A 24064-nucleotide genomic window follows, 5' to 3' on the forward strand; every position below is an offset into this window, starting at 1 on the left:
GAGGTCGCCGGCGTGTCAGGGCCGCCAGCGCGGGGCGTACCCGCTGGTGAGCTTGCGCTTGTTGTGGCGCCACTTGGGCTCGTGGTTGACCAGGTCGTTGGTGAAGCCGCGCAGCCGGCGGATGACCGCCCCGTACGGCTTGATGGCCAGCGAGGAGAGGGTGCCGCCGGGCGGCTCGTCCATGAACGGCATGAACGCGTCCGGGAAGCCCGGCATGGTGCAGCCGATGCAGATGCCGCCGACGTTGGGGCAGCCGCCGATGCCGGCCATCCAGCCCCGCTTGGGCACGTTGCAGTTCACGACCGGACCCCAGCAGCCGGTCTTCACCAGGCACTTGGGGGAGTTGTAGTCCATCGCGAAGGACGCCTGCTCGTAGTACGAGCCCCGGTCGCAGCCCTCGTGCACCGTCCGGCCGAACAGCCACTGCGGACGCAGCATGTGGTCCAGCGGCGGCGGCGGAGCGGTGCCCGCCGCGTGGTAGAGCACCCAGATCAGGGTCTCCATGAAGTTCTCCGGCTGCACCGGGCAGCCCGGAATGTTCACCACGGGCAGGCCGCCCTGTGACGTGTAGTCCCAGCCCAGGTAGTCCGCGAGGCCCATCGAACCGGTCGGGTTGCCGGCCATCGCGTGGATGCCGCCGAAGGTGGCGCAGGTCCCGATGGCCACCACCGCCCAGGCCTTGGGCGCCAGTTGGTCGATCCAGTGGTTGATGGTCTGCGGCTGGCCGGTCTCCGGGTCGTTGCCGAAGGACGTCCAGAAACCCTCGCCCTCGATGATGTTCTGGTTCGGGACCGAACCCTCGATGACGAGGATGAACGGCTCCAGCTCGCCGCGCGCGGCCTTCCGGTACGGCGCGAGGAAGTCCTCGCCGCCCAGGCTCGGCGACAGCACCTTGTTGACCAGGTTGACCTTCGGTATCCCCGGGATCAGGCCGAGGACCAGGTCCTCGATGGAGGGCTGGTCGGCCGCGGTGACGGAGACCGTGTCGCCGTCGCAGCTCATGCCCTCGGAGATCCACAGGATGGTGATCTCGTCGAACCCCCGGCGCTCGCCGGTCGCGTCCGGTGCGCCGTCCACCGCGGTGGTGCCGTTGTCGGTGCTCATACGCTAGGCCTCCGATGGAGTGGGTCCCGTGGGCGGCTCCTGCGCCGTCACTGGGTCCGGGACGTCGGTGCCCCCGAGCGGCTCGACTTCGTCGGGCCGGAAGTAGTGGAAACGGCCGTACCAGCCGTGCAGTTCGGCCGCCGGGTCGTCGTCGACGGTGACGGCGAGGTGGGTGCTGCCGTCCACGTCGTGGAAGACGGCGGCGACGGTCGCGGTCCGTCCCGCGAGGAACATGTCCTGGGCGTCGGCGCCCCGGCCCCGCGGTCGGAGCCGTACCGCGCTGCCGCCGCCGACCCGGACGGCGCCGACCAGGACCGTGTCGGTGGCCGGGGAGAGTCCTTCGTCGGCGCCCTCCTGCCACCAGGCGGGACGGCCGGCGGCGGGCTTCAGCGAACGGATCGCGCCGTGCAGGCGCCCGAGGACCTCGGGCGGCATCGTGTCGACCCGGTCGAGGATCTCGGCGGCCCGCGGGTCGGTGGCGCGGGCCTCCCGCTTCTCCTGGTCCGTCAGCAGCATGGTGCGCAGGGTGAGGATCTCGTCGATCTCCCCGGCGTCGTGCAGGTCTCCGGGGCTCTCCGGTGCCACCTGCGGATGGTCGGGAAGGATGATCGGCGAGGAGAGCAGCAGCGCGGAGACCGAGCCGTCGGCGGGGGAGACGGCGGGGGGTGCGCCGCCGAGCACCGGGAAGGTGAAGTCGTTGCGGCAGCTCCGGGCGGCCTCCTGGCGGTCCGGGCCGGGGTCGACCAGCGAGACGAACGCGGCGCCCTCGGCGGCCAGCAGGGTGTGGGTGGCGATGAGGGCGTGCCGCAGCGCGTGGTCGCGCGGGGCGTGCGGATCCGCGGTGCGGCCCTCGTGCGCGGTGCGCACCCGGAGCCGGAGCAGGTCCTCGCCCTCCCGCTCGATCTCCAGGGCGGTGCTCGCCGTGCTCTCCTCCCGGCGCCTGACGATCCGTCCGGCCCCGTCGGGCAGGGTCTCCGTGTCCGTACCGGAGGGGGAGCCCACCGCGAAGCGGTGCTCGCCCTCGGCCAGCGGGACGACGAGGTCCCTCTCGCGCGGCACGGCCTCCTCGAAGGTCAGGTGCACGGTCCCGTCGCCGCACGTCAGCGACTCGACCGGCTGTCTCTCGGCGTCCTCGACCTGCTTGTGCTGCATCTGGAGGTACCGCACCCGCACCCGCAGGACCGCGTCGGGCCGTGCCACCCGCACCAGGCACTCCGTCCGCTGGTACCAGGAGTCGGCCGAACCGGAGACGCCCGGGCTGACCGGCCCGCCCGCCTCCGCCCAGTCCCTCGGGAAGAGCACCCCGAACTGCCAGCGGGCACGGTTCTTCGGCGAGGACCGCCGATAGGGGTAGAGGAGGTAGCCCTCGTAGAGGACGGCGTCGGCGACGGCGCTCAACTGCCCGAAGACGTGCCCGGACGGCTCACCGGGCCCTCGCGAGACGGCGGCGGGGGCACCGCGGTGCGCCCTGCCGTCGACCAGTCCCTCGGCCATGCAGCCTCCTCGGATCCGTACGCGCGCCCATACCTTCCACCACGGTCACATCGGTCACGCCCGCGCGCCTCTTCTGGCGGAGGGGGGCTGGGCCGAACGGGGGTGCCGGGGCGTACGGGCGGGGCTGCCGACGGAGGGCCGGGCGGACCGACGGGGAGGCGTCGCGGGGCCCGGGGTGCCGGGCCGGGGCGGGCGGTCAGGCGCTCAAGGGGCGGTGAAGAGGGCGGGGAAGCGGGGGGCCAGCCAGGGCTTGCGGCCTGCGGCGAGGATCTGTCCGCGGGCCATGGCCGACCACGGACCGCGACGGCCGAGGGCGATGAGGAGGAAGGCCACCGGGTCGATGAGGATCGTGCAGTCCGCACGGTCCCGCGGTTCCGGTGTGACCTGTACGGCGCCGTCGGCGAGGTCGACGCCGAAGGCGCCGCCGCCGCGCAGCCGGATCGTGTAACGGGCGGTCAGCCCCGCGATGGCCCGGGCGTCGGCCACGGTGGGCATCACCGTGAGCATGAACGGCATGCACAGCGCGACCCGTTCGGCGTCGACCATGTGCGGGCGCCGCAGCGCGCGGGCGAGATCGTAGCCGTGGCCCAGCATGTGCGTGAGGAGGTAGGAGCCGAGCACCGACCGGTCCAACGGGCCGAGCGGTGTGACGGGCGCCGGTCCGTCCGGAGCCGTGGTCAGCGCGTCGGCGCAGCGTGCGGCCTGCTCGGTGATCATGGCGGCCAGCGGTGCGGCCCGCCGTTCGGTGAACACGGCCAGCGACTTCGCGTTGGCCGCCGCCAGGCTCCCCGGTGTGCCGTCCCCGTAGGGGCGTTCGGTGCCGAGGGCGAGGTCGGCCATCAGCTCGTTGGCCAGGGCCAGATGGGCCGCCGCCTCGCCGACGGTCCACTGCGACCCCGGTACGGCCCCGCGCGTGTCCGCCAGGCCCTCCAGTACGGCCGCGATGTCGTCGCCGGTCCGCCGTATCGCCTGCCCCAGTCCCTCGGGCAGCGCCCCTCGGACGCCCTGCCCCACACCCTGATCCATCTCGGTCGCTCCCGTCCGCCGGGCCGAACCCAATCAGACGCGAGAGCGCGCCACAAGACCCGTGACGATCATCGCGTGCCGAGGCCGTGCAGGAAGCTGTCGACCACGACGTCGGCGGCCTGGGCGGCGGTGAGCTCGGACAACTCCTGCGAGGCGAGGTGCATCAGCTGCGGCAGCAGCGAACTCGCCCAGGCGAGCGGGAGGTCCGCGCGCAGCAGCCCCTCGTCGGTGGCGCGCCGCAGGAAGTCGTCCAGCTCCCCGATCAGGGCGTCGCGCCGGCGCCTGATCGCTTCGTCGGCCCGCAGCCGGCCGAGTTCCACCGGCCACGTGCGGTTCACGCCGATGATCTCCTCGACGTACCGGTGCAGCGCCACGGCGACGGGAGCCGCCCGCAGCCTGGCGTTGGCCACGGCCTGCTCGACGGCGTCGTACCGCGCCTCGTAGATGGCCGCCAGCAACTCCTCGCGGGAGGCGAACCGCCGGTAGACGGTGCGCCGGTCGACACCCGCCTCGGCGGCGATCGCCGCGATGCTCGCGGCCGGATCGGCGGCGAGCATGCGGGCCCCGGTCGTCAGGACCGCTTCCAGGTTGCGTGCTGCGTCTGCTCTCACGCGCCGAGCATACCCGCAGGTGTGGAGTCTGGCTCGACTAAGGACTCACTGCTGAGGCTTTCTGGCTTTCAACTGCTACATTGAAGTGACAGTTAATCGATCGTCTTCACTCGACCCCCTCCGGAGCGGGCACATGATCACCTTCGACCGTCTCTTCATCGCCGGATCCTGGGAGGCGCCCAGCGACCCCGGGCTGCTCGACATCAGGTCCCCGCACGACCAGTCGGTCATCGGCCGCGCCGCGCAGGCCCGGCCCGCCGACGTCGACCGCGCGGTGGCCGCCGCGCGGGCCGCCTTCGACGACGGGCCCTGGCCGCGTACGGCACCGGCGGACCGCATCGCCGTCCTGCGGCGCCTGAACGCGCTCCGCGAGGCCGAGGCCGAGAAGATCGCCGGCCTGATCTCGGCCGAGAACGGCTCGGCGGCCTGGTTCACCAGCGCCGGGCAGCCGGGCCTCACCCGGCAGGCCGAGGCCTACCTGCGGGCCGCGGAGGCCTTCGGCTGGGAGGAGACCCTGGAGCCGGGATCCGCGGTGCGCACCGTCGTACGTCGGGAACCCATCGGTGTCGTCGCCGCCGTCATCCCGTGGAACTCCCCGTTCTCCTCGGCCATGGCGAAGATCGTCCCGGCGCTGCTGGCCGGCAACACGGTCGTCCTGAAGGTGTCCCCGGAGAACTCGCTGAGCATGGGGCTCCTCGCCGGACTGCTGGAGCGGGCCGGCCTGCCCGACGGGGTGATCAGCGTGCTCCCCGCCGACCGGGAGACCAGCGAGTACCTGGTCTCGCACCGCGACGTCGACAAGATCGCGTTCACCGGTTCGACCCGGGCCGGGCGCCGGATCGCCGCCATCGCGGGCGAACAGCTGAAGCGGGTCAGCCTCGAACTGGGCGGCAAGTCGGCCGCGATCGTCCTGCCGGACGCCGACGTCGACCGGGCGGTGCGGGGGCTCAGGTTCGCCTCGCTGCTCAACAACGGCGAGTCCTGCATCGCGCAGACCCGCGTCCTCGCGCCGCGGAGCCGGTACGACGAGGTCGTCACCGGCCTGAAGGACCTCGTGGAGTCGCTCAAGGTCGGTGACCCCGCCGACCCCGACACCTTCATCGGGCCGATGATCCGCCGCGACCAGCAGCAGCGCGTGCGCGACTACATCGAGGCCGGCATCGCGGAAGGAGCCCGGCTGGTCACCGGCGGACCCGGGGTCCCGCCCGGTCTCGAACAGGGCAACTACGTGACGCCGACCGTGTTCGCCGACGTCGACAACTCCATGCGGATCGCCCAGGAGGAGATCTTCGGCCCGGTCCTCGTGGTCATCCCCTACGACGACGAGGACGAGGCGGTACGGATCGCCAACGACTCCGAGTACGGACTCTCCGGAGGCGTGTGGTCCGCCGACGAGACGCACGCGCTGGAGGTCGCCCGCCGGCTGCGGACCGGCACGGTCACCGTCAACGGCGCGGCCATCTCCTTCGACGGGCCGTTCGGCGGCTACAAGGCGAGCGGGATCGGCCGCGAGTACGGGGCGGTGGGGCTGGCCCAGTACGTCGAGCACAAGTCCGTCACCCTGCCGGCGTCCGCCGCCTGACCCGGCCGGCGCCACGGGCCGGAAGGGCCGGCGCGCCCGCGGCCGGGGCGCGTGCCGCCGTCTCGACGGGTGGCTCGTGCCGTCCTGGCGGGGCCGGTCGCGGGAGGCGGCGGCCCGGGGACATGATGGTGGGGAGCCGGGCTCGTCCCGCTCCGCCTCGCGCGCGGTTCTCGGGGGAACCGGACCGCCGAGGCGGAACGGAGTCCGGCGGGCGCCGTCGCGAGGAAGAGAGGTGTCCTCCATGAAGGTGCTCCGCATCGGCAGCGCCCCGAAGCGGGCGGACGGCGTCGGACGCGACCGGCCGTCCTGATGTTCCGGCGGATACGGGAGCACGATCCGGGTCTGTCGGCGCTGCGGCGCGGACTGCGCACCGCGATCATCACGCCCTCGCTGTTCGCCGTGACCTATCTCGGGATCGGCAACCCGGTGATGGCGGTCTTCGCCGCCTTCAGCCCCATGGTGCTGATGATGTTCGTGGACTTCGGCGGTCCGATCAGGGAGCGGGCCGCCCAGCAGCTGAGCCTGGTGCTGGTCTCCACCGCGCTGGTCTGCCTCGGGAGCCTGGCGGGCCGACTGGTCTGGCTCGCCGGGGTCGCCACCTTCGTGGTCGCCTTCGCCGTGCTCTTCGCCGGCGTCGTCAGCTCCGCGCTGGTCGGCGCGGGAACGTCGCTGCTGATCAGCTTCGTGCTGGCCGCCACCATCACCGGCCCGGTCGCCTCGATCCCGGACCGGGTGGCCGGCTGGTCGCTGGGCGGCGCCGCGACCGTCGTCGCCGTGACGCTGCTGTGGCCCCGCCCGCCCGTCGATCCGCTGCGTGCCTCCCTGGCCGAGGCCTGTGCCCGGCAGGCCGGACACCTGCGCGCCGAGACGGACTGCGTCCGAGCCGGCCTGCCGCGCGCCGCGGCGCTGGACGCGGCGGCACGCGACACCGGGACCGCCGTCGCCGCTCTCCGCAAGACCTTCTACGCCACCCCCTACCGTCCGACCGGGCTCTCCACGACGGCCCGGGCCCTGGTCCGGCTGGTCGACGAGGTCCTGTGGCTCGGCAGCGTCCTGCAGCAGGCACCCTCGCACCGACGGGACCGGGCGGGCCGGCTGGTGGTGTGCGACGTGGAACTCGCGGCCGCCGCCGTGCTGGAGCGCGGAGCGGCACTGCTGCGGTCCGGCACGGGACCGCTGCACGGCCTCGCCGCCGACATCGCGCGGCTGAAGGCGGCGGGCGGACGCCTCGAAGAGGTCATGACCGGATCGCTGCCCGAGAGCTCGGCGCCCCGGTCCGCCCGGATCCAGGCCGGGACGGGTCCCGTGACGGCCGTCGATCCGGCCGCCGAGCTGATCGCCTCGCTGGAGCCCGGTTTCCGGGCCCGGCGGATCGCCTTCATCGTGGCGGTGACGGCGACGGACATCGAACTCGCCCTCGCGGCCCGCCGCCGCGTCTGGTGGCGACGGCTGCTCGGGCAGCGCCCCGCGATCACCGCGCCCGCCCTGTCCTCGGCCCGTGACCGGCTCGCGGCCCACCTCGACCGCCACTCCGTGTGGCTGCACAACAGCCTGCGCAGCGCCGCCGCGCTCAGCCTCGCCGTGGTCGTCGCGCAGCTCAGCGGCGTGGGCCACTCGTTCTGGGTCGTCTTCGGCACGCTGGCCGTGCTCCGCTCCAACGCGGTGAACACGGGCCAGACCGCGGGACGCGCCCTGCTCGGCACCGCCATCGGCTTCGTCGTCGGCGTGGCTCTCATCCTCGCCCTCGGCGCCCATCCGGTCGCCCTGTGGGTGCTGCTCCCGTTCGCGATCGTCCTGATCGGACTGGAGCCGTCCGTCACCTCGTTCACCGCCGGGCAGGCCGGTTTCACCGTGGTCCTGCTGATCCTCTTCAGCATCATCAGTCCCGTCGGGTGGAAGGTGGGGCTGATCCGGATCGAGGACATGGCGCTCGGGTGCGCGGTGAGCCTGGTCGTGGGGATCCTCTTCTGGCCCCGCGGGGCGGGTGCCGCGCTGGGCTGCGTGCTGTGCGTGGCGTTCCAGGACGCGGCCCGGTACCTGCGCAGCGCCGTCGCGTTCGGCCTGCTGCGCTGCGACGGCCTGGCGGCGCCCTCGGCGACCTCGGGCGAGGACCGGCGGTCGGCCGCGGCCGCGGCCCGGCGGCTGGACGACGCCTTCCGCGGGTTCCTGGCCGAGCGCGGTACGAAACGACTCCCGTTGCCCGAGGTCGCCCGCATGGTCAACTCGGTCACGGCCGTGCGGCTGACCGGCGACGCCATCGCCGACCTGTGGTCGCGCGAGGGATACCGGCCCGGCGGCGACCGGGCCGCCGCCCGTGCCGCGGTGCTCGGCGCCTGCGAGCCGATCGCGGCCTGGTTCGAGAGGTCCGGCCGCGCACTGGCGGGCCGCGCGTCCGTCCCGGAGCGTACGGTGGGGCCCCGGGAGGCGGACCAAGCCCTCGAACAGGCGCTGCGCCGTGAGCTGAGCACGGACGGGGCCGGAGGCGACGCCGCCGCGGTCGTGCGGATGATCTGGACGGCGGACCACCTCGACGCGCTGCGCCTCCTGCAGGCGCAGCTCATCGGCCCGGTTCGGCAGGCCGCCGGCATCGTCGCGCGGCACAGGCCTCGGGACCGGCGGCCGTGACGGGGCCGGGCGGCGACCGTGCGACGGGCCGGGAAGATTCTTACCTGATCGCGGGTAGTGGGCGGAAATAAAAAACCCGCGCATGCAATTATTGGGGATGTGCGGAGCGCGGGCCGGACCTCGGCCGTCTCCGCTGACGTCACCCCGTCCGCCCTCAAGGAGTCCCGTGTCGACCTCGCTGTTCACCCCCTTCGATCTCAAGTCGCTGACGATCCCCAACCGCGTCTGGATGGCGGCGATGTGCCAGTACAGCGCCGAGCCCGGCGGCGAGCTGGCGGGCGTGCCCACGGACTGGCACTTCACGCACCTGGCCGCGCGCGCGGCGGGCGGCACCGGGCTGATCATCACCGAGGCCACCGCCGTCAGCCCCGAGGGCCGCATCTCGCCCTACGACCTCGGCATCTGGAACGACGAGCAGGTGGCCGCCTTCCGGCGCATCACCGCGTTCCTGAAGTCGCAGGGCAGCGTCCCCGGGATCCAGCTGGCGCACGCCGGACGCAAGGCGTCGACCGAGCGCAGCTGGGTGGACCGCGGCCGCCCGATCACGCCGTCCGAGCCCTTCGGCTGGACCCCGGTCGGCCCCAGCGCCGTCCCCTTCGACGAGAAGTCCACCGTCCCCGAGGAACTGACCGCGGAGGGCATCCGTGAGATCGTCGGGCAGTTCGCCGACGCGGCCCGGCGCGCCCTGGACGCCGGATTCCAGGTCGCCGAGATCCACGGCGCCCACGGCTACCTGATCCACCAGTTCCTCTCCCCGCAGAGCAACCGCCGCACCGACGAGTACGGCGACTCCTTCGAGGGCCGCACCCGGTTCGCGCTGGAGGTCGTCGACGCCGTCCGTGCCGTATGGCCCGAGGAACTGCCGGTGTTCTTCCGGATCTCCGCCACCGACTGGCTGTCGGAGAACCCCGAGGACGGTCGTGAGGGCTGGACCGCCGACGACACCGTCCGCTTCGCCAAGGAACTGCTGGCGCACGGCGTCGACCTGATGGACGTCTCCACCGGCGGCATCGTCCCGGACGCGCGGATCACGGCCGGCCCCGGCTACCAGGTCCCCTTCGCCGAGCGCGTGCGCAGCGAGACGGGCATGCCCGTCGCCGCCGTCGGCATGATCACCGACCCCGGGCAGGCCCAGCAGATCGTCGGCTCGGGCGACGCCGACGCCGTCCTGCTGGCCCGTGAACTCCTGCGTGACCCGTACTGGGCCCGGCACGCCGCCGAGCAGCTCGGCGGCACCGTCGGCGCCCCGGTCCAGTACCACCGCGCCTGACGCGAGGCGTCAGGCGGACGTCGGTCGCCGACCGCTCCACGGGAGGGCCTGCTCCAGGGTGCGGGACACCTGGAGCAGCAGGTCCTCCCGCCACCGCGCGGCGACGAGCCGGACACCGACCGGCAGTCCGGTCGTCGACGACGTCGCCTGGGCCGTGCCCGCGTACCTCCTCCGGACGCCGACGCGGCACGGCGGGAGCTGACGGGAGGCGCCGCCGGTCGCCGTCGGCAACGGCGGCCGGGCGGCCCGGCTCGCCTCCCGCGGAAGCCGCGCGGTCCGGCGGGCGGGCGGCGCCGGGACCGTCACCGCGCCGCCACCCGCGCGGGCCGTGCGGCGGTCGCCGGGGCGTCAGCCTGCGGGCCACTTCCGCAGGCGGCCGCGGTGTGCCGCGGCCTGGGTGCGGGCGGCGTCCGCGAGGCCGGGCTGGAGGCGGCGGGCTGCGTCGACGTGGTCGTCGGTCCAGATGATCCGGACCGCGACGGGAGTGGCCCGGCCCTGTCCGTCGCTGAGTTCGCCGCGGACCGAACGCACCAGACGCGCCGCCCCCTCGGGGCGCAGCGGGACGACGTCGGGGACGGGGGAGTGGTTGCCGAGGCCCGCGGCGAACCCGTGGTACCAGCCGGTGACGCGATCCGCCGAGTCGAGGACGGCGCAGTGGGCGTCGGTCCGCACGGCCTGGACGCGCGCCTGGTCCTCGCCCTGCCACAGGGAGACGACGGCGTCGGCGGCGAGCCGCAGGCCGACGACCCCGGAGACCAGGGTCGTCGCGCAGGCCAGCGACAGCGGTTTGGCGCCGCGTTCGGCCAGGAAGCTGCGGAACGCGTCGTCGAGGCGGCGCGCGGAGGCGGCCGCCGCCCGGCTGCGCGGATCCGGGTCGGCGGGGCCGTTCCGACCGAGGGCGTAGTCGACGGCGCCCGCGAGATAACGGGCGCTGTCCTCGTACGCCTGGGCGAGGGCCTTGTGGACGGCGGCCTGCGCGCCGCGCGGCCAGAAGAACACGGCGACGACGATGCTCACCAGGCAGCCCAGCGCGATGTCCTGGACACGCAGCAGGGCGACGTGCCAGTTGGGGTCGTGGCCGATGTTGAACAGCACCACGAGCGTGACCGTGAACGCCGCCTGACCCGCGGCGAAGGAGATGGCGGCGGGCGCGATCCCCGCGACCAGGATGGCCACCGGGAGCACGAACCACAGCGCGGTGCCGTGATGGCCGATCAGGTGCAGCAGGGCGGCACCGATGACGGAGCCCGCGACCGTGCCGAGGACCGCGCGGACCGCGTTCTGCCCGGTGCTGAGCGCGTTGGACCGCAGCACGGACAGGGTGCCCAGCAGGACCCAGAAGGAGTGCCCCACGCCGGTCGCGTCGGCGAGGAACACGGAGATGCCGAGTCCGACGGCGCCGCGCAGACTGTTGTGCATCCATACGGAGTCGGTCCTGAGATGGGCCGCGGCCCGCTCCCGTGCCGCCGCCAGCGGCGCGGCCAGCGCGCCCGGCTCCCGGCCGAGCAGCCGCTCCTGCCAGCCGCGCCGCCAGGCGGTGGCCGCCGTGTCCACGTTCTCGGCGATCTGCAGCACGGCGAAGCCGAGTTCCTGGGCCCGGAAGGACACGTCGAGGGCGGCGATGAACCCGTAGACCTCCGCCGTGCTGTCCCCGCCGGGGTGTTCGGCGGGCACGCGGACGGTGGAGCTGTGCTCCATCGCGTTCAGCGCCGCCCGCAGGTCCTCGCCGCGGGCGCGCAGCGGGCCGGTGGCACCGCGCAGGTCGGTGAGCAGCGCGCGGGCCTCGTCCAGGACGCCGGCGGCGGCGCGCCGCACGTCGTGGGCGACCGGATCGCAGCCGGGCGGCTCGTCCGTGTGCTGGGAGCGGTCCACGAGGATGGCGCACAGCCAGGTGAGTTCGTCGACGAGCCGGACCAGGGCCCGGGAGGTCGCGGACAGGCCGGTGGGCCGGTAGGGGGTGGCGTCGAAGGCGGCGCGCAGGTCCGCGCCGGTCCGCGCGGTGATCTCCGCCGCCGCCCTGCAGTGGTCGGCGAAGGCCGCCGGTCCGTCCGGGGCCGGTCCCGAGGAACGGGCGCGCAGATAGCCGGCGGCGGCGCGGCAGACGGCCGCGGCCGGGGTGCTGAGCGGGTCGGCGACGGGGCGCGGCCACAGCAGGGCGATCGCGGGCAGGGCCACCGCCGCCGCCAGTCCCGCTCCGGCCAGGCGGTCGGGCAGCTGGGACAGCGGTACCGGCGCGCTGACCGGCAGCACGAACGCCAGCAGGAGCGCCGTCGAGCTGCCGGCCAGCACCGAGCTGACCACGCCGGCGAAGAGGATCACGAAGCCGACCACGACCGTGGCCGCGACGGCGAGCCGGATGTCGGCGGCCGCCAGCGTGCCGACACAGATCAGTCCGAGCCACGCCACGGCGAGGGCGGCCTGTGCCTGCAGCCGCTCGGCCATCGGACCGGAGTAGTCGACCAGCAGCAGCATGGAGAACGTCCCGAACGCGGCGAAGCTGGCCATCGTCGCGTTGTGGAGGGCCTCGCCGCACAGGGCGAACAGCGCTGGCATCACCAGGGCGGTGCGCGCGGCCCGCCGGGTCGCCCCGAGGTCCGGGTCCCGGTCGCGCAGCCACCTCAGCCAGCGCGGTGCCCGCCCCGACATCTGCACCTCCCGCCGGCCCGGGGCAGCCGGCCCGGCCGCCGCACCGCGCACGCCACCCGGGTGCGGACACCGCCGCGCGGTCCGCACCGTCTACCGGGACTGTACGGCCGGGCCGGGCTCAGCGCACCGGGAAGCCGAACGTGTAGCCCTGTCCCCTGAGCCACGGCAGCAGCTCGCGCAGGGCGGCCACGGTCTCGGAGCGGTCGCCGCCGGCGTCGTGGAAGAGGACGGTCGGCCCGTTGGGCATCTCGTCCTTGACGGTGGCGACGACGGCGGACGTGCCGGGGCGTTCGAAGTCCTTGGAGTCGACGTTCCAGCCGAGCGGCCGCATGCCGTGCGAGGCGGCGAGCTTCCTGCTGTACGGGGTGAAGGCGCCGCCCGGGGCACGGTAGTAGAGCGGCCGGACGCCTCCCGACGCCTCGGTGATCATCCGTTCCGCGTCGAGGATCTGCCGGGACTGGTAGGCCTCGGACTTCTTGTCCATGGTGACGTCGTGCGACACCGTGTGGTCGCACAGCCGGTGGCCGGCCGCGACCACGGCCTTGACCAGGTCCGGATGTGCCCGCGCCTGCGGGCCGATCATGCAGAACGTGGCCTTCACGCCGTACTCCTCGAGCACCTGGAGCACCTTCGGCGTCCAGACGGGGTCCGGGCCGTCGTCGATCGTGATGTTCACGCCCCGGGCGCCCCGGTCCGAGGCGTGCGTGATCTCCACCGACACCGGGGCCGCCTTCGGTCCCGCGCCGGGCGCGGCGGGACGCTCCGCGGCCCGGGCCCGCGTGCTCCCGCCGGCGGGACCGGCCGGCGAGGTCCACAGCGAGGCAGCCACGGCCACCGCCGTGACACCCGTCGCAGCCGCGGCCACCTGGCCGTACCATCCTCGTCCGCGCCGTGCCATCGTCCGCCCCGATCCTCGTTCCGTTGTCCTCGTGCACCCGTGCAGACGGAAGGCGGTGGGCTCCGGCTCCATCCGTTACCGATCACGGACAATTCCGCGGGGGATCCGCGACAGGCTCCCCGCGTGTGCTCTAACGGCGGCCGGGCCGATCGGTGTTGGCGCTGGGGTCCGGACGGGTCGCGAAATTAACGCAACCGAGTTGTGCTATGATCCCGCCGTGAGTTCGACCCGCCCCCAGCGCGCCCGCAGCACCGAGGCCAAGCGACAGCGGGAGCGGGAGATCCTCGACGCCGCCCGGTCCCTCGGTAGCGCCGGCAGCGTGCGTGAGGTCACGCTGACCGACATCGCCGCCGCCGTCGGCATGCACAAGTCCGCGATGCTGCGGTACTTCGAGACCCGCGAGCAGATCTTCCTGACACTCACCGGCGAAGGCTGGCAGGAGTGGTCGACGGCGCTGCGCGCGCGGCTCGGCGAACTCGCCGGCGCCGGGAACGAGGAGATCGCGGCGGCCGTCGCCCGGTCGCTCGCGGCACGGCCGTTCTTCTGCGACCTGCTCGCCCAGGCTCCGCTGAACCTGGAGCGCAACGTGTCGCTCGACTCCGCCTACGCCTTCAAGACGGTCGCGCTCGCCGAGGTCGCCTCGATCGCCGCCGCGCTGCGCGGCCTGCTCGGGATCGGCGAGGACGCGGCCGTGGACGTGATCGCCACCGCCACGGGCATGGCCGGAGCGCTCTCGCAGATGGCCGCACCCGGCACGAGCCTTCGCGAACTCTACGAGAAGCACCCGGAGATGGCGCACGCGCTGGTCGACGTGGAGCCCCGGCTGACCCGCATTCTGACCGCCCTCCTGGACGGCCTGCGGGCCTGAGGTGCCGTTCCCGGAGCCGGCCGCCCGCCCACGGCGGCCGGCCGGCCGCGCTCAGGAGGCCCGGTCGGTCTCGCGGACCAGCTCGACGGCACGGCCCAGCGTGGCCAGCCTGTCCTCCAGGGTCGCTCCGGCCGGGTAGAGGCGGACCGTGTCCACACCGGCGTCGCGCCAGACGGCCAGCCGCTCGCGCACCATGGCCTCCGTGCCGATCAGCGTCGTGCCGAGCACCATCTCGTCCGTCACCAGGGCGGCCGCGCCGTCCCGGTCGCCGGCCTGCCAGCGCTCGTGCACCTCGGCGGCCACTTCGGCCCAGCCCTGACGGCTGTAGGCGCCGTTGTAGAAGTTGGTCGACGCCGAGCCCATCCCGCCGAGACTGAAGGCGAGTTCCTTCTTGCGTCCGGCCACCATCGCGCCGAGCGCCTCCTCGTCCGGTGTGAAGGCGACCTCGGCGCCCTGGCACACGTCCAGGTCCGCCCGGGTACGACCGCCGCGCGCCAGGCCCTCGTCGAGCGGGGCGAAGTAGGCCTCGGCCGCGCCCTCGGGCACGAAGCTGGTGCCGAGCCAGCCGTCGGCGACCTCGCCGGTCAGGCGCAGCATGGCGGGGGACAGGGCGGCGAGGTAGACCGGGATCCGGTGTTCGGCGCGCATCGACAGCCGCATCGGCCTGGCCTCGCCGCCGGGCAGCGGGACGGCGAACTCGGCGCCCGAGTAGGAGAGTCTGCCGCCGTCGAAGACCCGCCGCACGATCTCCACCGTCTCGCGCATGCGCCGCAGCGGCCGGGCGAAGGGCACGCCGTGCAGGCCCTCGATCACCTGCGGCCCGGAGGCGCCGAGGCCGAGCAGGAAGCGCCCGCCGGACAGGTTGGAGAGGGTGACGGCCGTCTGGGCCACGGCCGTCGGGGTCCGGGTGCCCAGCTGCATCACGCCGGAACCGAGCAGCATCCGCTCGGTGAGCGCCGCGTAGTAGCCGAGCGCGGAGGGCGCGTCGGAGCCCCAGGCCTCGGCGACCCAGCAGATGTCAAGACCCAGCTTCTCCGCCTCGACGACGAAGTCGCCCAGCTGGGACCAGTGGTCGCCGCCCGAGGCCTCGATCGTGGTGGCCGTCCGCATCACGCCTCCGCCCGCCGCTTGATCTGGGCGAGGGTGGCGGTGATGTTCCGCTCGAACTCCCGCAGCCGGACGAACACGATCTTCTGCTCCTTGTCGGGCATCCGGTCGATCGCCGCGGACAGCCCCGACCGGCCCGGTCCCAGCTGCATCCACTGCGCCAGTTCGGTCCCGCCGTTCTCCGGGCGCAACCTGAACCGCCAGACCGCGGAGGGGGCGGCGGGGTTCTCGACGGCCCAGGCGAAGACCGAGCCGGGTTCGCACTCGATCACCTGGGAGGTGGTCTGCCACGTGCCGAACGCCTCGTGCTCGCTGCGGCCGACGAACCTCGCGCCCACCGCGGGCCGGGTCGCGCCGTCCAGCCAGGAGACGGAGCGGAGTTCCTCGCTCATGTCCGGCATCAGCGCGATGTCGCTGACCAGGGCCCACACCTTCTCCGGTGGGGCGTCGATCCAGGTCCGCACCTCCACCGTGGGTCTGTCCGTGTAGCGTGCGCCCGTCCACTCCAAGGTCGTCGGCCTCCTCGCCGTCCGGGTTCCGACCTTCAGAGTTGCTTCATGAGACTCTCCATGTCAAGAGTCCGGGCCGGGCCCGGCGCGGGCCGGCACCGGACGGCGCTCACTCCGTGCCGAACCGCCGTCGCACGTCCGGGCGCCGCGCGAGCCGCTCGGGATAGCCCGGACCCATCCGCATCGAGGTGTCCCCGGCCCGCAGCGGCGCGCGGCACGCGGCGCAGACCACCTCGGCCGTGGTGTCGTGGTCGCAGGACTCGTGGTGGAACACCACGGGCACCCCGCGCTCCCCGGCCAGCCAGCGGTCGCCCCAGGCGGACATCGCGGCCAGCACCGCGAACAGGTCCCGCCCCTTCTCCGTGAGGACGTAGTCGTACCGTGGCGGCTCGGCCTCGTACAGCCGCTTCTCCAGGATCCCCGCGTCGACCAGGTGGCGCAGCCGGTCGGTCAACGTGTTGCGGGCGATGCCCAGTTCCCGCTGGAACTCGTCGAACCGACGGATCCCGTAGAAGGCCTCCCGCACGACCAGCGGCGTCCAGGGGTCACCCAGCAGGTCGACGGTCCGTGCGATGGAGCACGGCCACGTGGCGAACGACGTCCGTTTCATGGCCCCACGATACCGAGCCCCACGAGCCGAGTCTCATAGGAAAACTGACCTGACGGCAGCGTGTGCGAACGGTTCCACGGCGGTCCGCCGGGCGCGGGCCGCGTGGACAGCGCCGCCGGGTGCGCTTTGACTGGTCATGACGGAATCCCTACGCCGAGACGAGGTGCCGGCCATGGAGATCGCGGGATCGGTCGCCGTCGTGACCGGAGCGAACCGGGGGATCGGGCTGGCGTTCTGCCGCGCCCTGCTGGACCGGGGCGCGGCCAAGGTGTACGCCGGCGTCCGCCGGCCGGAGGACTTCGGCGAGCCGGGTCTGGAACCGCTGCGCCTGGACGTCACCGACCACGACCAGGTCGCGTCGGCCGCGCGGACGGTGTCCGACGCCACCGTCGTGATCAACAACGCGGGCATCCAGGGCGGCCCGCCGCTGCTGGCGGACGGCTCCCTTGACGGGGCCCGGCGCGAGCTGGAGGTGAACTACCTCGGCACCTGGGCCGTCTCCCGCGCCTTCGCGCCGGTCCTCGCGGCCAACGGCGGCGGAGCGCTGGTGAACATGCTGTCCGTGGCCTCCTGGCGGGCCAACAGCAGGTTCCCGAGCTACGCGGCGTCGAAGTCCGCCCAGTGGTCGCTGACCAACGCGCTGCGCCTGGCCCTGCGGGACCAGGGGACGCTGGTCGTCGGCGTGCACGTGGGCTACGTGGACACCGACGCCACCACGGAGGTCCCCGGTCCGAAGATCGACCCGGCCGAGGTGGCGGCGCGGACCATGGACGCCGTCGCCCGTGACGAGCCGGAGGTGCTGGTCGACGAGGCGGCCCGGAAGGTCCGCGCGGCGCTGTCCGGGCCGCTCGACCTCCTCTACGACACCGTCTGAGCGTGCGGCGGCGCAGGCCGCGGACGGGACCCGACCCAGTGGTGAGGTGAGCCATGCAGAGCGACTTCGACGTCGTCGTCCTGGGGGCCGGGCCCGGCGGCTACGTGGCCGCGATCCGCGCCGCCCAGCTGGGCCTGCGCACCGCCGTCGTGGAGGGCCGGTTCTGGGGCGGGGTCTGCCTGAACATCGGGTGCATCCCGGCCAAGGCGCTGCTGCGCAACGCCGAGGTGGCCCAGCTCGTCACGCACGACGCGGAGAAGTTCGGCGTGCGGATCAGCGGCGAGGTCGCCCTGGACTACCGCGCCGCCTACGAGCGCAGCCGGGTGGTGGCCGACGGACGCGTCAAGGGCGTCGGCTACCTGATGCGCAAGAACGGGATCGCGCAGTTCGACGGACAGGGCACCTTCCTCGACCCGCACACCCTCCAGGTGCGGATGCGGGACGGTGAGACGGCCCTGTCCTTCCGCTCCTGCGTCGTCGCGACCGGCTCGACCGTGAAGCTGCTGCCGGGCACCACCCTGGGACGGCGCGTGGTCACCTACGAGGAGCAGATCCTCTCCGACACCCTGCCCGGCAGCCTGGTCATCGCGGGCGCGGGGGCCATCGGCGTCGAGTTCGCGTACCTGCTGCGGTCCTACGGCGTCGAGGTCACCCTGGTGGAGTTCCTGGACCGGATCGCACCGCTGGAGGACGAGGAGGTCTCCGCCGAACTCACCCGGCGCTTCAAGCGCCTGGGCATCCGCGTGCTGACCTCGACGGCCGTCCAGGGGATCGAGGAGACCGAGGACGGCGTGCGCGTGAGCGTCCGCCGGGGCGGCACCGATCAGGTCCTCGAGGCCGAGAAGGTGCTCCAGGCCACCGGCTTCCAGCCGCGCACGGCCGGCTGCGGACTGGCCGCCGCCGGAGTACGCCTGACCGGGCGCGGCGCCGTCGACATCGACGGGTACTGCCGGACCAGCGTGCCGCACATCTACGCGATCGGGGACGTCACGGCCAAGCTGATGCTCGCGCACACCGCCGAGGCGATGGGCATCGTCGCCGCCGAGAGCATCGCCGGCGCGGAGACCATGGAGCTGGACTACCGCATGATCCCGCGGGCCACCTTCTGTCAGCCGCAGATCGCCAGCTTCGGCTGGACCGAGGCGGAGGCGCGCGCCGAGGGCTTCGACGTGCGGGTGGCGAAGTTCCCCTTCACGGCCAACGCCAAGGCGCACGGCTTCGGCGACACGGCCGGGTTCGTGAAGCTGGTGAGCGACGCCCGTCACGGCGAACTGATCGGGGGACACCTGATCGGCCCGGACGTGACCGAGCTGCTGCCTGAGCTGACGCTGGCGCAGAAGTGGGACCTCACGGTGACCGAACTCGCCCGCAACGTCCACGCCCACCCCACGCTGAGCGAGGCGGTCCAGGACGCCCTGCACGGACTCGCCGGCCACATGATCAACCTCTGAGGCCCCGCGAACCACCGGTGACCCGGGCCTTCGGGCGGGTGGAGTAACCTGCTTCGGCCCCGGCAACCCGCGTCCCTGGAGGAAGCATGCCCACCGCGGACGAGCTGATCAGCCCCGACGGCATCCGTCGTCTGGCGGCCGTCCTCCAGGAGGCGGCCCCCCGCGCGTCGCGCTGGCAGGCCGTCGCGGACAGCCCGGCCCTGCTCGGCCCGCTGGGTCTGAGCGACCGGGCCCGGACGGTGGCCGAGGCGCTCCTGGCCGACTGCGGCCGGGACTACGAGGAACTGGCCCGTGCGGTACGGCGGGCGCTCACCCGGACCGAGCTGACGGGCTGGATGATCTGGCCGGTCAGCGAGGCCGTCGCCGTCGCGGCCACCGCCTCCGGCACCGGCCGGCACGTCGACGACGGCCTGGACCTGCTGGCCCGGCTCACGCCGCGGCTGACGGGTGAGTTCGCGCTCCGCACCTTCCTCGTCGCGGACCTGGACCGCACCCTCGCCACGGCCCTGGCCTGGACCGCCTCCGCGGACCCCGCCGTGCGCAGGCTGGCCAGCGAGGGCACCCGCCCCAAGCTGCCCTGGGCCCGGCAGGTGCCCGCGCTCAACCGCGACCCCGCCGTCACGGTCCCCGTCCTGGACCGGCTGTACACCGACGACTCGCCGGACGTGCGCCGCTCGGTGGCGAACCACCTCAACGACATCTCCCGGCTGGACGCCGGACTGGCCACGGGGACCGCGGCCCGCTGGCTGCGCGAGCCGCGGGCCACCACCGCCGCCCTGGTCCGGCACGCCATGCGCACCCTGGTCAAGCGGGGCGACCCGGCCGCCCTGGAACTGGTCGGGTTCCACGGCGGTGCCGACGACCTGAAGGTGGTCGGGCCACTGCTGGCGGAGAGCGACGTCCCCATGGGCGGTGACCTCGTCTTCACGGCCCGCATCACCAACGTCTCGGCGCGCCCCGTCTCCCTCGCCGTCGACTACGTCGTCCACCACCTGAAGGCGAACGGCAGGCCGGCGCCGAAGGTGTTCAAGCTCGCCAAGCGCGAACTGGCACCCGGCGAGTCGGCCGACGTACGGCGGAGCCATTCGTTCCGGCCCCTCACCACCCGCGTCTACTACCCGGGCGCGCACGCCGTGCAGCTCCAGGTAAACGGGCACCGCTTCGACCTCGCGGACTTCCGGCTGCTGGCGGCCGACGGCCCCGCGCCGCGGGCCGCCGGGGAATGATCCCCGTCCCGCCGGTGGTTGCGAGGACGGCCGTACCATGACCTGACCGTCCCCAAGCCGTCCCGAGGAGCCACCGTGGCCCGCCCCCGCACCGCCGCACGCACCGTGGAGCACCCCGAGCTGTCGGAGGTCTCGCTCCAGCAGGTGCTGGAGGCGCTGGTGGATCCGGTACGGCGCATGGTGGTGGCGCAGCTCGCCCGCGCGGGCGAGGACCTGAGCTGCGGGACGTTCCAGGCCCCGGTCTCCCTCTCCACGCTGACCCACCACTTCAACGTGCTGCGCGAGGCCGGCGTGATCCGGCAGTACTACGTCGGGACCGCCAAGATGAACACGCTCCGCGCCGACGAGGTGGAAGGGCGTTTTCCCGGCCTGCTGACGGCCGTGCTGGACGCCGTGGCCGCGGAGGACGGGAAGCGCGTGGACGAGGTGAGCGTCGGCTGAGGCCGCCGTCCGGATTATATTTTGATCGCCGTCGAAATTTGACGACTATCGAAGCTTGGGGCAGGGTGGCTCGTGCCGCCGAGCGCGTTCGGCGCGCGGCACCTCCCTTCTCTCCTGTCCCGAGGACGGATTCACCATGGCACGACTCGTGCAGTTCGATCAGACCGGCGGACCCGAGGTCCTGACCCTCCGCGACGTCGAGGTCGGTGATCCCGGCGCCGGGGAGGTGCGGATCCGCGTCGACGCGATCGGCCTCAACCGCGCCGAGATCATGTACCGCGAGGGCAGCTACTTCTACGACCCGGTCTTTCCCTCGACCCTGGGCTACGAGGCCGCCGGCGTCGTCGAGGCGGTCGGCGAGGGCGTGACCGGCCTCGCCGTGGGCGACCCGGTCGCCGTCGTACCGCAGTTCCTCCAGACCGACTACGGCACCTACGGCGACCACGTCCTCGTCCCCGCCTCGGCCGTCGTGCCCCGCCCCGCCGACGTCGACCCCGTCCGGGCGGCGGCCGTGTGGATGGCCTACATCACCGCCTACGGGCCGCTCGCCGAGAGCGGCCGGGTGCGGCCCGGCGACCACGTACTGATCTGCGCGGCCTCCAGCAGCGTCGGACTGGCCGCCGTCCAGATCGTCCGCCACATCGGCGCGATCCCGATCGCCACCACCCGCGGCCCCGGCAAGAAGCAGCGGCTCCTGGACGCGGGCGCGGCCCACGTGATCGTCACCGACGAGGAGGACCTGCCCGCCAGGATCAAGGAGATCACCGGCGGGGAAGGCGTCCGGCTGGCGTTCGACCCGGTCGCGGGACCCGGTGTCGAGACCCTCGCCCAGGGCATCTCGCCCGGCGGATTCCTGGTGGTCTACGGCGCCCTCGACCCGCGGCCCACGCCGCTGCCCAACGCCCAGTCCTTCCCCGCGCTGACCAGCAGCACCTACACGCTGTTCGAGATCACCACCGACCCCGAGCGGCTGCGGCGCGCGGTCGCCTTCATCAACGCGGGGCTCAGCTCCGGCGCCTTCGTACCGGTCGTCGACCGCACCTTCGACCTCGCGGACATCGCCGAGGCGCACCGCTACATGGCGGCCAACGAACAGGTCGGCAAGATCGTCGTCACCGTCGGCCACGACGCCACGGCGGCGTGACCGCGCCGTACCGCGGCCACCGCCAGCGCGTGTGAGGGCTCAGTCCTCGCCCCGCACCACGTTCCAGTCGTCCCCGGGCCGCGGCCGCTCCGGGCCGCCGTCGGCCGTCGCCCGCACCCAGGTGCGTACGCCCTTTCCGCGCAGGCGGCGTGCCGTCGCCCATCCCGTCTCGGATCCGCGGCTGCCGCTGGTGTCGATGACTTCCATGCTCACGACGTCGTCTTCTCTCTGCCCCGGCCGACCGGGTCCGGGGCGTCGCGGGGTCGTTCTTGGCGGGTCCCCGGTCGGCGGCCCCGGAAACCCCGGGCCGCTCCCGGCGGGCCCCTGGTACGCCGCAGGGCGGGATCCCGGAAGAGGGATCCCGCCCTGCGGGGTACGGCTCCGTCAGTGCTTGAAGACGTCCTTGGTCTTCTCCTTGGCCTGGCGGGCCGCGCCCTTCGACTTCTTGGCCTGGCCTTCGGCCGTCATCCGCTCGTTGCCCACCGCGCGGCCGACCGTCTCCTTGGCCTTGCCGGTGGCCTCTTCGATCTTGCCCTTGGCCTTCTGCTCTCCGGACATCCTCGTTCACCGTCCTCATCCCGTGGGGGAAACCGTGCTGACCACCGAGTAACCCCATGGCGGCCGTCGAAACAGGACGTCACCCGTTCGGCGTGCCGTCACTCGGAACCGGACGGCGGGAGCAGTGTGCCCAGCGGACCGAGATCCAGGTTGAGGTCCTCCATGGTCAGCCCGTGGTCGGCGCACAGCTCGGCCATGCGGTCGTGGAGGATCATGAGGGTCGAGCCCAGCCGCTCCTCCTGGTCCTCGGTGAGGTCGCCCTGGTCCACACGGTGCAGCGCCTGGCGCTCCATGAGCTGCCGCAGCAGCTCGACCAGCGTGAGCACGAGCCTGACCAGGTCCCGTTCGACGGTGTCGGGATCGGTCCTGATGCGGCGGACCGGCTGCGACGGCCCCGGCCGCCCGGCGGGCGCCGCGTCCTCGGGTACGGCGGGCAGCAGCCGGAAGGCCCGGCCGGCCGCGTCGGCCACCTCGGCCAGACGGTCCGGTGACCCGGGAGGCCGGCCGGCGCGTCCGCCGGTCACGACGGGTCCTCCGGGCCTTCCGGGTCCGCCCACGGCGAGGGGTTCCGGGCGCTCACGGAGACGATCAGGGCCCGCAGCGAGACGCGCACCAGGTCGATGTCGGCGATCGAGAGCACCAGGTCGCCGGTGACGACGACACCGCCGCTGAGCAGCCGGTCGAGCAGGTCGACGAGGGCCACCTGGCGCTGGGCCAGCGGCTCGGTCCCGGCCCGCTCCACGTCCGTCATGGCGCCCGCTCCGCCGCGGGCGGCTCACCGCCGGGCGGCGCGGTGAAGGAGTACGGCGCCCACGGGCCGGTGACGTCGATCCGGACGCCGGGCAGGTCACGGACGGCCCCGAGGACCTGGGCACGGAAGTCCGCCGCCGTCTCGCGGGACAGCAGATAGGCGTCGTTGACGACGTTCTCCCCGCCGCCGACCGCCAGTTCTCCCTGCTGGACCCGGTGCCGGGCGTGATCGGCGGCCAGCGCGCGGCCGATCGCCTCGACCCGGTCGGCGGCCTGCCGGGCGGCCCGGTAGGACTCGTCGCGCGTGTGCCGCTGGGAGCGCCGGGCGCGGAGGTAGGCCCGGCCCGGGCTGACCCCCTCGGCGGTGCCGGCCGCCACCGCCGCGTCGGCGTCCTGCGCCTCCGGCCGGCCCTCGACGTAGATCTTCACGCCCCATTCGAGACGGCCCGCCAGCCGCCGCAGGGCCTGCGAGAGCGCGTCCGCCTGCTCGCGCAGCACCGCCGCGACCCGCTCGTCGTCCAGGTACACCGTGGCGAGCCGCAGCGGCAGCACCGTGGTGCGCGCGGCCGCCGCCTCGATCACCCCGTGGTGGGCCCTGGCGACGGACTCCAGCCAGCCCAGGTCCTCCAGGTGACGGCGCAGGGCGTCTTCCCGGAAGTCCTCGGCGGGTACCGCGCTGACGGCCGCCACCGGCGCGTCCCCGGCGTCCTGCGGCACCAGGCGCACGGGCGCTCCCGCGACCCCCGCCACCGCGCCGAGGGCCGCGCCGAGGCCCTCGGCGGGGCGCAGCACGGCGTAGACGTAGGCGACCTCCTCAGTCATCGGCCGCTCCGTTCCCGCGCCGGGTGCGGGAGGTCCGCGGCGGACGCCGGCGTCCGGCGGCCGGCCGCGGCTCGTCCGCGGGCAGCGCGGGCTCCTCCCGCAGGGCCTCGATCTCGGCCCGCAGCCTCCGGTTCTCCTCGGCCAGGGCTCGTTCCCCGGCCCGGGAGGACAGCGACGGGTCGTGCTCCCACCAGTCGATGCCCATCTCCCGGGCCTTGTCGACGGAGGCGACGATCAGCCGGAGCTTGACGGTGAGCAGCTCGATGTCGAGGAGGTTGATGCGGATGTCTCCCGCGATGACGATGCCCTTGTCCAGGACGCGTTCCAGGATGTCGGCCAGGTTCGCGGAGGAGCCGTGGTCGTAGCCGTACGGAGCCGTCGCGCGCGACGGGTACGTGCTCAGCCGGTCGGCCGGTGGTCCGGACACCGCAAGCACCTCGATTCCGGG

The 24064-nt window shown here is 73.7% G+C and carries 25 protein-coding genes; 9 read left to right on the forward strand and 16 right to left on the reverse strand.

Annotated features, from left to right (window positions below; all coding sequences use genetic code 11):
• Positions 1-15 precede the first annotated feature (15 nt).
• The 4 genes from ACIRQ9_RS14080 to ACIRQ9_RS14095 form a co-directional block, all read right to left on the reverse strand.
• On the reverse strand, positions 16-1104 hold the full coding sequence (locus ACIRQ9_RS14080) for a hydrogenase expression protein HypE (RefSeq protein ID WP_404171506.1): 1089 nt from the start codon (positions 1102-1104) through the stop codon (positions 16-18).
• A gap of 3 nt (positions 1105-1107) precedes the next feature.
• Positions 1108-2598: a hypothetical protein gene (locus tag ACIRQ9_RS14085; protein WP_404171509.1), complete on the reverse strand. Its 1491-nt coding sequence runs from the start codon at positions 2596-2598 to the stop codon at positions 1108-1110.
• Positions 2599-2802: 204 nt separating this feature from the next.
• The gene (locus ACIRQ9_RS14090; protein ID WP_404171512.1) at positions 2803-3624 is read right to left on the reverse strand and encodes a maleylpyruvate isomerase family mycothiol-dependent enzyme; all 822 of its coding nucleotides are present in this window, start codon (positions 3622-3624) and stop codon (positions 2803-2805) included.
• Between the two features lie 68 nt (positions 3625-3692).
• Positions 3693-4181, reverse strand: a complete 489-nt coding sequence (locus tag ACIRQ9_RS14095; RefSeq protein ID WP_404171761.1) for a TetR/AcrR family transcriptional regulator — start codon at positions 4179-4181, stop codon at positions 3693-3695.
• A 187-nt stretch (positions 4182-4368) separates the two neighbouring features.
• Between ACIRQ9_RS14095 and ACIRQ9_RS14100 the strand changes: the two genes are divergently transcribed.
• The 3 genes from ACIRQ9_RS14100 (at position 4369) to ACIRQ9_RS14110 (ending at position 9712) form a co-directional block, all read left to right on the forward strand.
• Complete coding sequence (locus ACIRQ9_RS14100) at positions 4369-5817, forward strand: aldehyde dehydrogenase (RefSeq protein ID WP_404171515.1); 1449 nt, start codon at positions 4369-4371, stop codon at positions 5815-5817.
• Positions 5818-6126: 309 nt separating this feature from the next.
• The gene (locus ACIRQ9_RS14105; protein ID WP_404171518.1) at positions 6127-8442 is read left to right on the forward strand and encodes an FUSC family protein; all 2316 of its coding nucleotides are present in this window, start codon (positions 6127-6129) and stop codon (positions 8440-8442) included.
• Between the two features lie 166 nt (positions 8443-8608).
• Positions 8609-9712: an NADH:flavin oxidoreductase/NADH oxidase gene (locus tag ACIRQ9_RS14110; RefSeq protein WP_404171521.1), complete on the forward strand. Its 1104-nt coding sequence runs from the start codon at positions 8609-8611 to the stop codon at positions 9710-9712.
• 9 nt (positions 9713-9721) lie between these two features.
• On the opposite strand, the gene ACIRQ9_RS14115 is transcribed toward ACIRQ9_RS14110, so the two are convergent.
• The 3 genes from ACIRQ9_RS14115 to ACIRQ9_RS14125 form a co-directional block, all read right to left on the reverse strand.
• Positions 9722-10018 carry a hypothetical protein gene (locus tag ACIRQ9_RS14115; protein ID WP_404171524.1) on the reverse strand — a complete coding sequence of 99 codons (297 nt, stop codon included), beginning with the start codon at positions 10016-10018 and terminating at the stop codon, positions 9722-9724.
• Positions 10019-10060: 42 nt separating this feature from the next.
• Positions 10061-12358 carry an FUSC family protein gene (locus ACIRQ9_RS14120; protein ID WP_404171526.1) on the reverse strand — a complete coding sequence of 766 codons (2298 nt, stop codon included), beginning with the start codon at positions 12356-12358 and terminating at the stop codon, positions 10061-10063.
• A 118-nt stretch (positions 12359-12476) separates the two neighbouring features.
• Positions 12477-13256, reverse strand: a complete 780-nt coding sequence (locus ACIRQ9_RS14125; protein ID WP_404171529.1) for a polysaccharide deacetylase family protein — start codon at positions 13254-13256, stop codon at positions 12477-12479.
• Positions 13257-13473: 217 nt separating this feature from the next.
• Between ACIRQ9_RS14125 and ACIRQ9_RS14130 the strand changes: the two genes are divergently transcribed.
• Positions 13474-14124: a TetR family transcriptional regulator gene (locus ACIRQ9_RS14130; protein ID WP_404171532.1), complete on the forward strand. Its 651-nt coding sequence runs from the start codon at positions 13474-13476 to the stop codon at positions 14122-14124.
• Positions 14125-14175: 51 nt separating this feature from the next.
• On the opposite strand, the gene ACIRQ9_RS14135 is transcribed toward ACIRQ9_RS14130, so the two are convergent.
• The 3 genes from ACIRQ9_RS14135 to ACIRQ9_RS14145 all read right to left on the reverse strand — a co-directional run bounded on the left by ACIRQ9_RS14135 (position 14176) and on the right by ACIRQ9_RS14145 (position 16350).
• On the reverse strand, positions 14176-15234 hold the full coding sequence (locus ACIRQ9_RS14135) for an LLM class flavin-dependent oxidoreductase (protein ID WP_404171536.1): 1059 nt from the start codon (positions 15232-15234) through the stop codon (positions 14176-14178).
• A complete protein-coding gene (locus ACIRQ9_RS14140; RefSeq protein WP_404171539.1) occupies positions 15234-15740 on the reverse strand; it encodes an SRPBCC family protein in 507 nt (168 codons plus the stop codon). Before ACIRQ9_RS14140 ends, ACIRQ9_RS14135 begins: the two co-directional genes overlap by 1 nt.
• Positions 15741-15849: 109 nt before the next feature.
• Complete coding sequence (locus ACIRQ9_RS14145) at positions 15850-16350, reverse strand: winged helix-turn-helix transcriptional regulator (RefSeq protein WP_404171542.1); 501 nt, start codon at positions 16348-16350, stop codon at positions 15850-15852.
• Positions 16351-16522: 172 nt separating this feature from the next.
• On the opposite strand from ACIRQ9_RS14145, the gene ACIRQ9_RS14150 reads away from it, so the two are divergent.
• The 5 genes from ACIRQ9_RS14150 (at position 16523) to ACIRQ9_RS14170 (ending at position 21486) form a co-directional block, all read left to right on the forward strand.
• On the forward strand, positions 16523-17224 hold the full coding sequence (locus ACIRQ9_RS14150; protein ID WP_404171545.1) for an SDR family oxidoreductase: 702 nt from the start codon (positions 16523-16525) through the stop codon (positions 17222-17224).
• 53 nt (positions 17225-17277) lie between these two features.
• Positions 17278-18675: a dihydrolipoyl dehydrogenase gene (gene lpdA, locus ACIRQ9_RS14155; RefSeq protein ID WP_404171548.1), complete on the forward strand. Its 1398-nt coding sequence runs from the start codon at positions 17278-17280 to the stop codon at positions 18673-18675.
• 86 nt (positions 18676-18761) lie between these two features.
• On the forward strand, positions 18762-19901 hold the full coding sequence (locus tag ACIRQ9_RS14160; protein WP_404171551.1) for a DNA alkylation repair protein: 1140 nt from the start codon (positions 18762-18764) through the stop codon (positions 19899-19901).
• 75 nt (positions 19902-19976) lie between these two features.
• Positions 19977-20342 carry an ArsR/SmtB family transcription factor gene (locus ACIRQ9_RS14165; RefSeq protein WP_404171554.1) on the forward strand — a complete coding sequence of 122 codons (366 nt, stop codon included), beginning with the start codon at positions 19977-19979 and terminating at the stop codon, positions 20340-20342.
• A 136-nt stretch (positions 20343-20478) separates the two neighbouring features.
• On the forward strand, positions 20479-21486 hold the full coding sequence (locus ACIRQ9_RS14170; protein WP_404171557.1) for a zinc-dependent alcohol dehydrogenase family protein: 1008 nt from the start codon (positions 20479-20481) through the stop codon (positions 21484-21486).
• 39 nt (positions 21487-21525) lie between these two features.
• On the opposite strand, the gene ACIRQ9_RS14175 is transcribed toward ACIRQ9_RS14170, so the two are convergent.
• The 6 genes from ACIRQ9_RS14175 to ACIRQ9_RS14200 all read right to left on the reverse strand — a co-directional run bounded on the left by ACIRQ9_RS14175 (position 21526) and on the right by ACIRQ9_RS14200 (position 24043).
• Positions 21526-21699 (reverse strand): hypothetical protein, encoded by a 174-nt coding sequence (locus ACIRQ9_RS14175; RefSeq protein WP_404171770.1) that lies wholly within the window; start codon positions 21697-21699, stop codon positions 21526-21528.
• A 171-nt stretch (positions 21700-21870) separates the two neighbouring features.
• A complete protein-coding gene (locus tag ACIRQ9_RS14180; RefSeq protein WP_404171560.1) occupies positions 21871-22044 on the reverse strand; it encodes a CsbD family protein in 174 nt (57 codons plus the stop codon).
• 98 nt (positions 22045-22142) lie between these two features.
• Positions 22143-22568: a gas vesicle protein K gene (locus tag ACIRQ9_RS14185; RefSeq protein ID WP_404171563.1), complete on the reverse strand. Its 426-nt coding sequence runs from the start codon at positions 22566-22568 to the stop codon at positions 22143-22145.
• Complete coding sequence (locus ACIRQ9_RS14190; protein WP_404171566.1) at positions 22565-22795, reverse strand: gas vesicle protein; 231 nt, start codon at positions 22793-22795, stop codon at positions 22565-22567. The genes ACIRQ9_RS14185 and ACIRQ9_RS14190 overlap by 4 nt, the downstream gene beginning before the upstream one ends.
• Complete coding sequence (locus tag ACIRQ9_RS14195; RefSeq protein ID WP_404171568.1) at positions 22792-23616, reverse strand: GvpL/GvpF family gas vesicle protein; 825 nt, start codon at positions 23614-23616, stop codon at positions 22792-22794. The genes ACIRQ9_RS14190 and ACIRQ9_RS14195 overlap by 4 nt, the downstream gene beginning before the upstream one ends.
• A complete protein-coding gene (locus tag ACIRQ9_RS14200; protein ID WP_404171571.1) occupies positions 23609-24043 on the reverse strand; it encodes a gas vesicle protein in 435 nt (144 codons plus the stop codon). The genes ACIRQ9_RS14195 and ACIRQ9_RS14200 overlap by 8 nt, the downstream gene beginning before the upstream one ends.
• Positions 24044-24064: the final 21 nt, after the last annotated feature.

Source organism: Streptomyces sp. NPDC101237 (genome assembly GCF_044767465.1).
Taxonomy (GTDB): Bacteria; Actinomycetota; Actinomycetes; order Streptomycetales; family Streptomycetaceae; genus Streptomyces; species Streptomyces gramineus.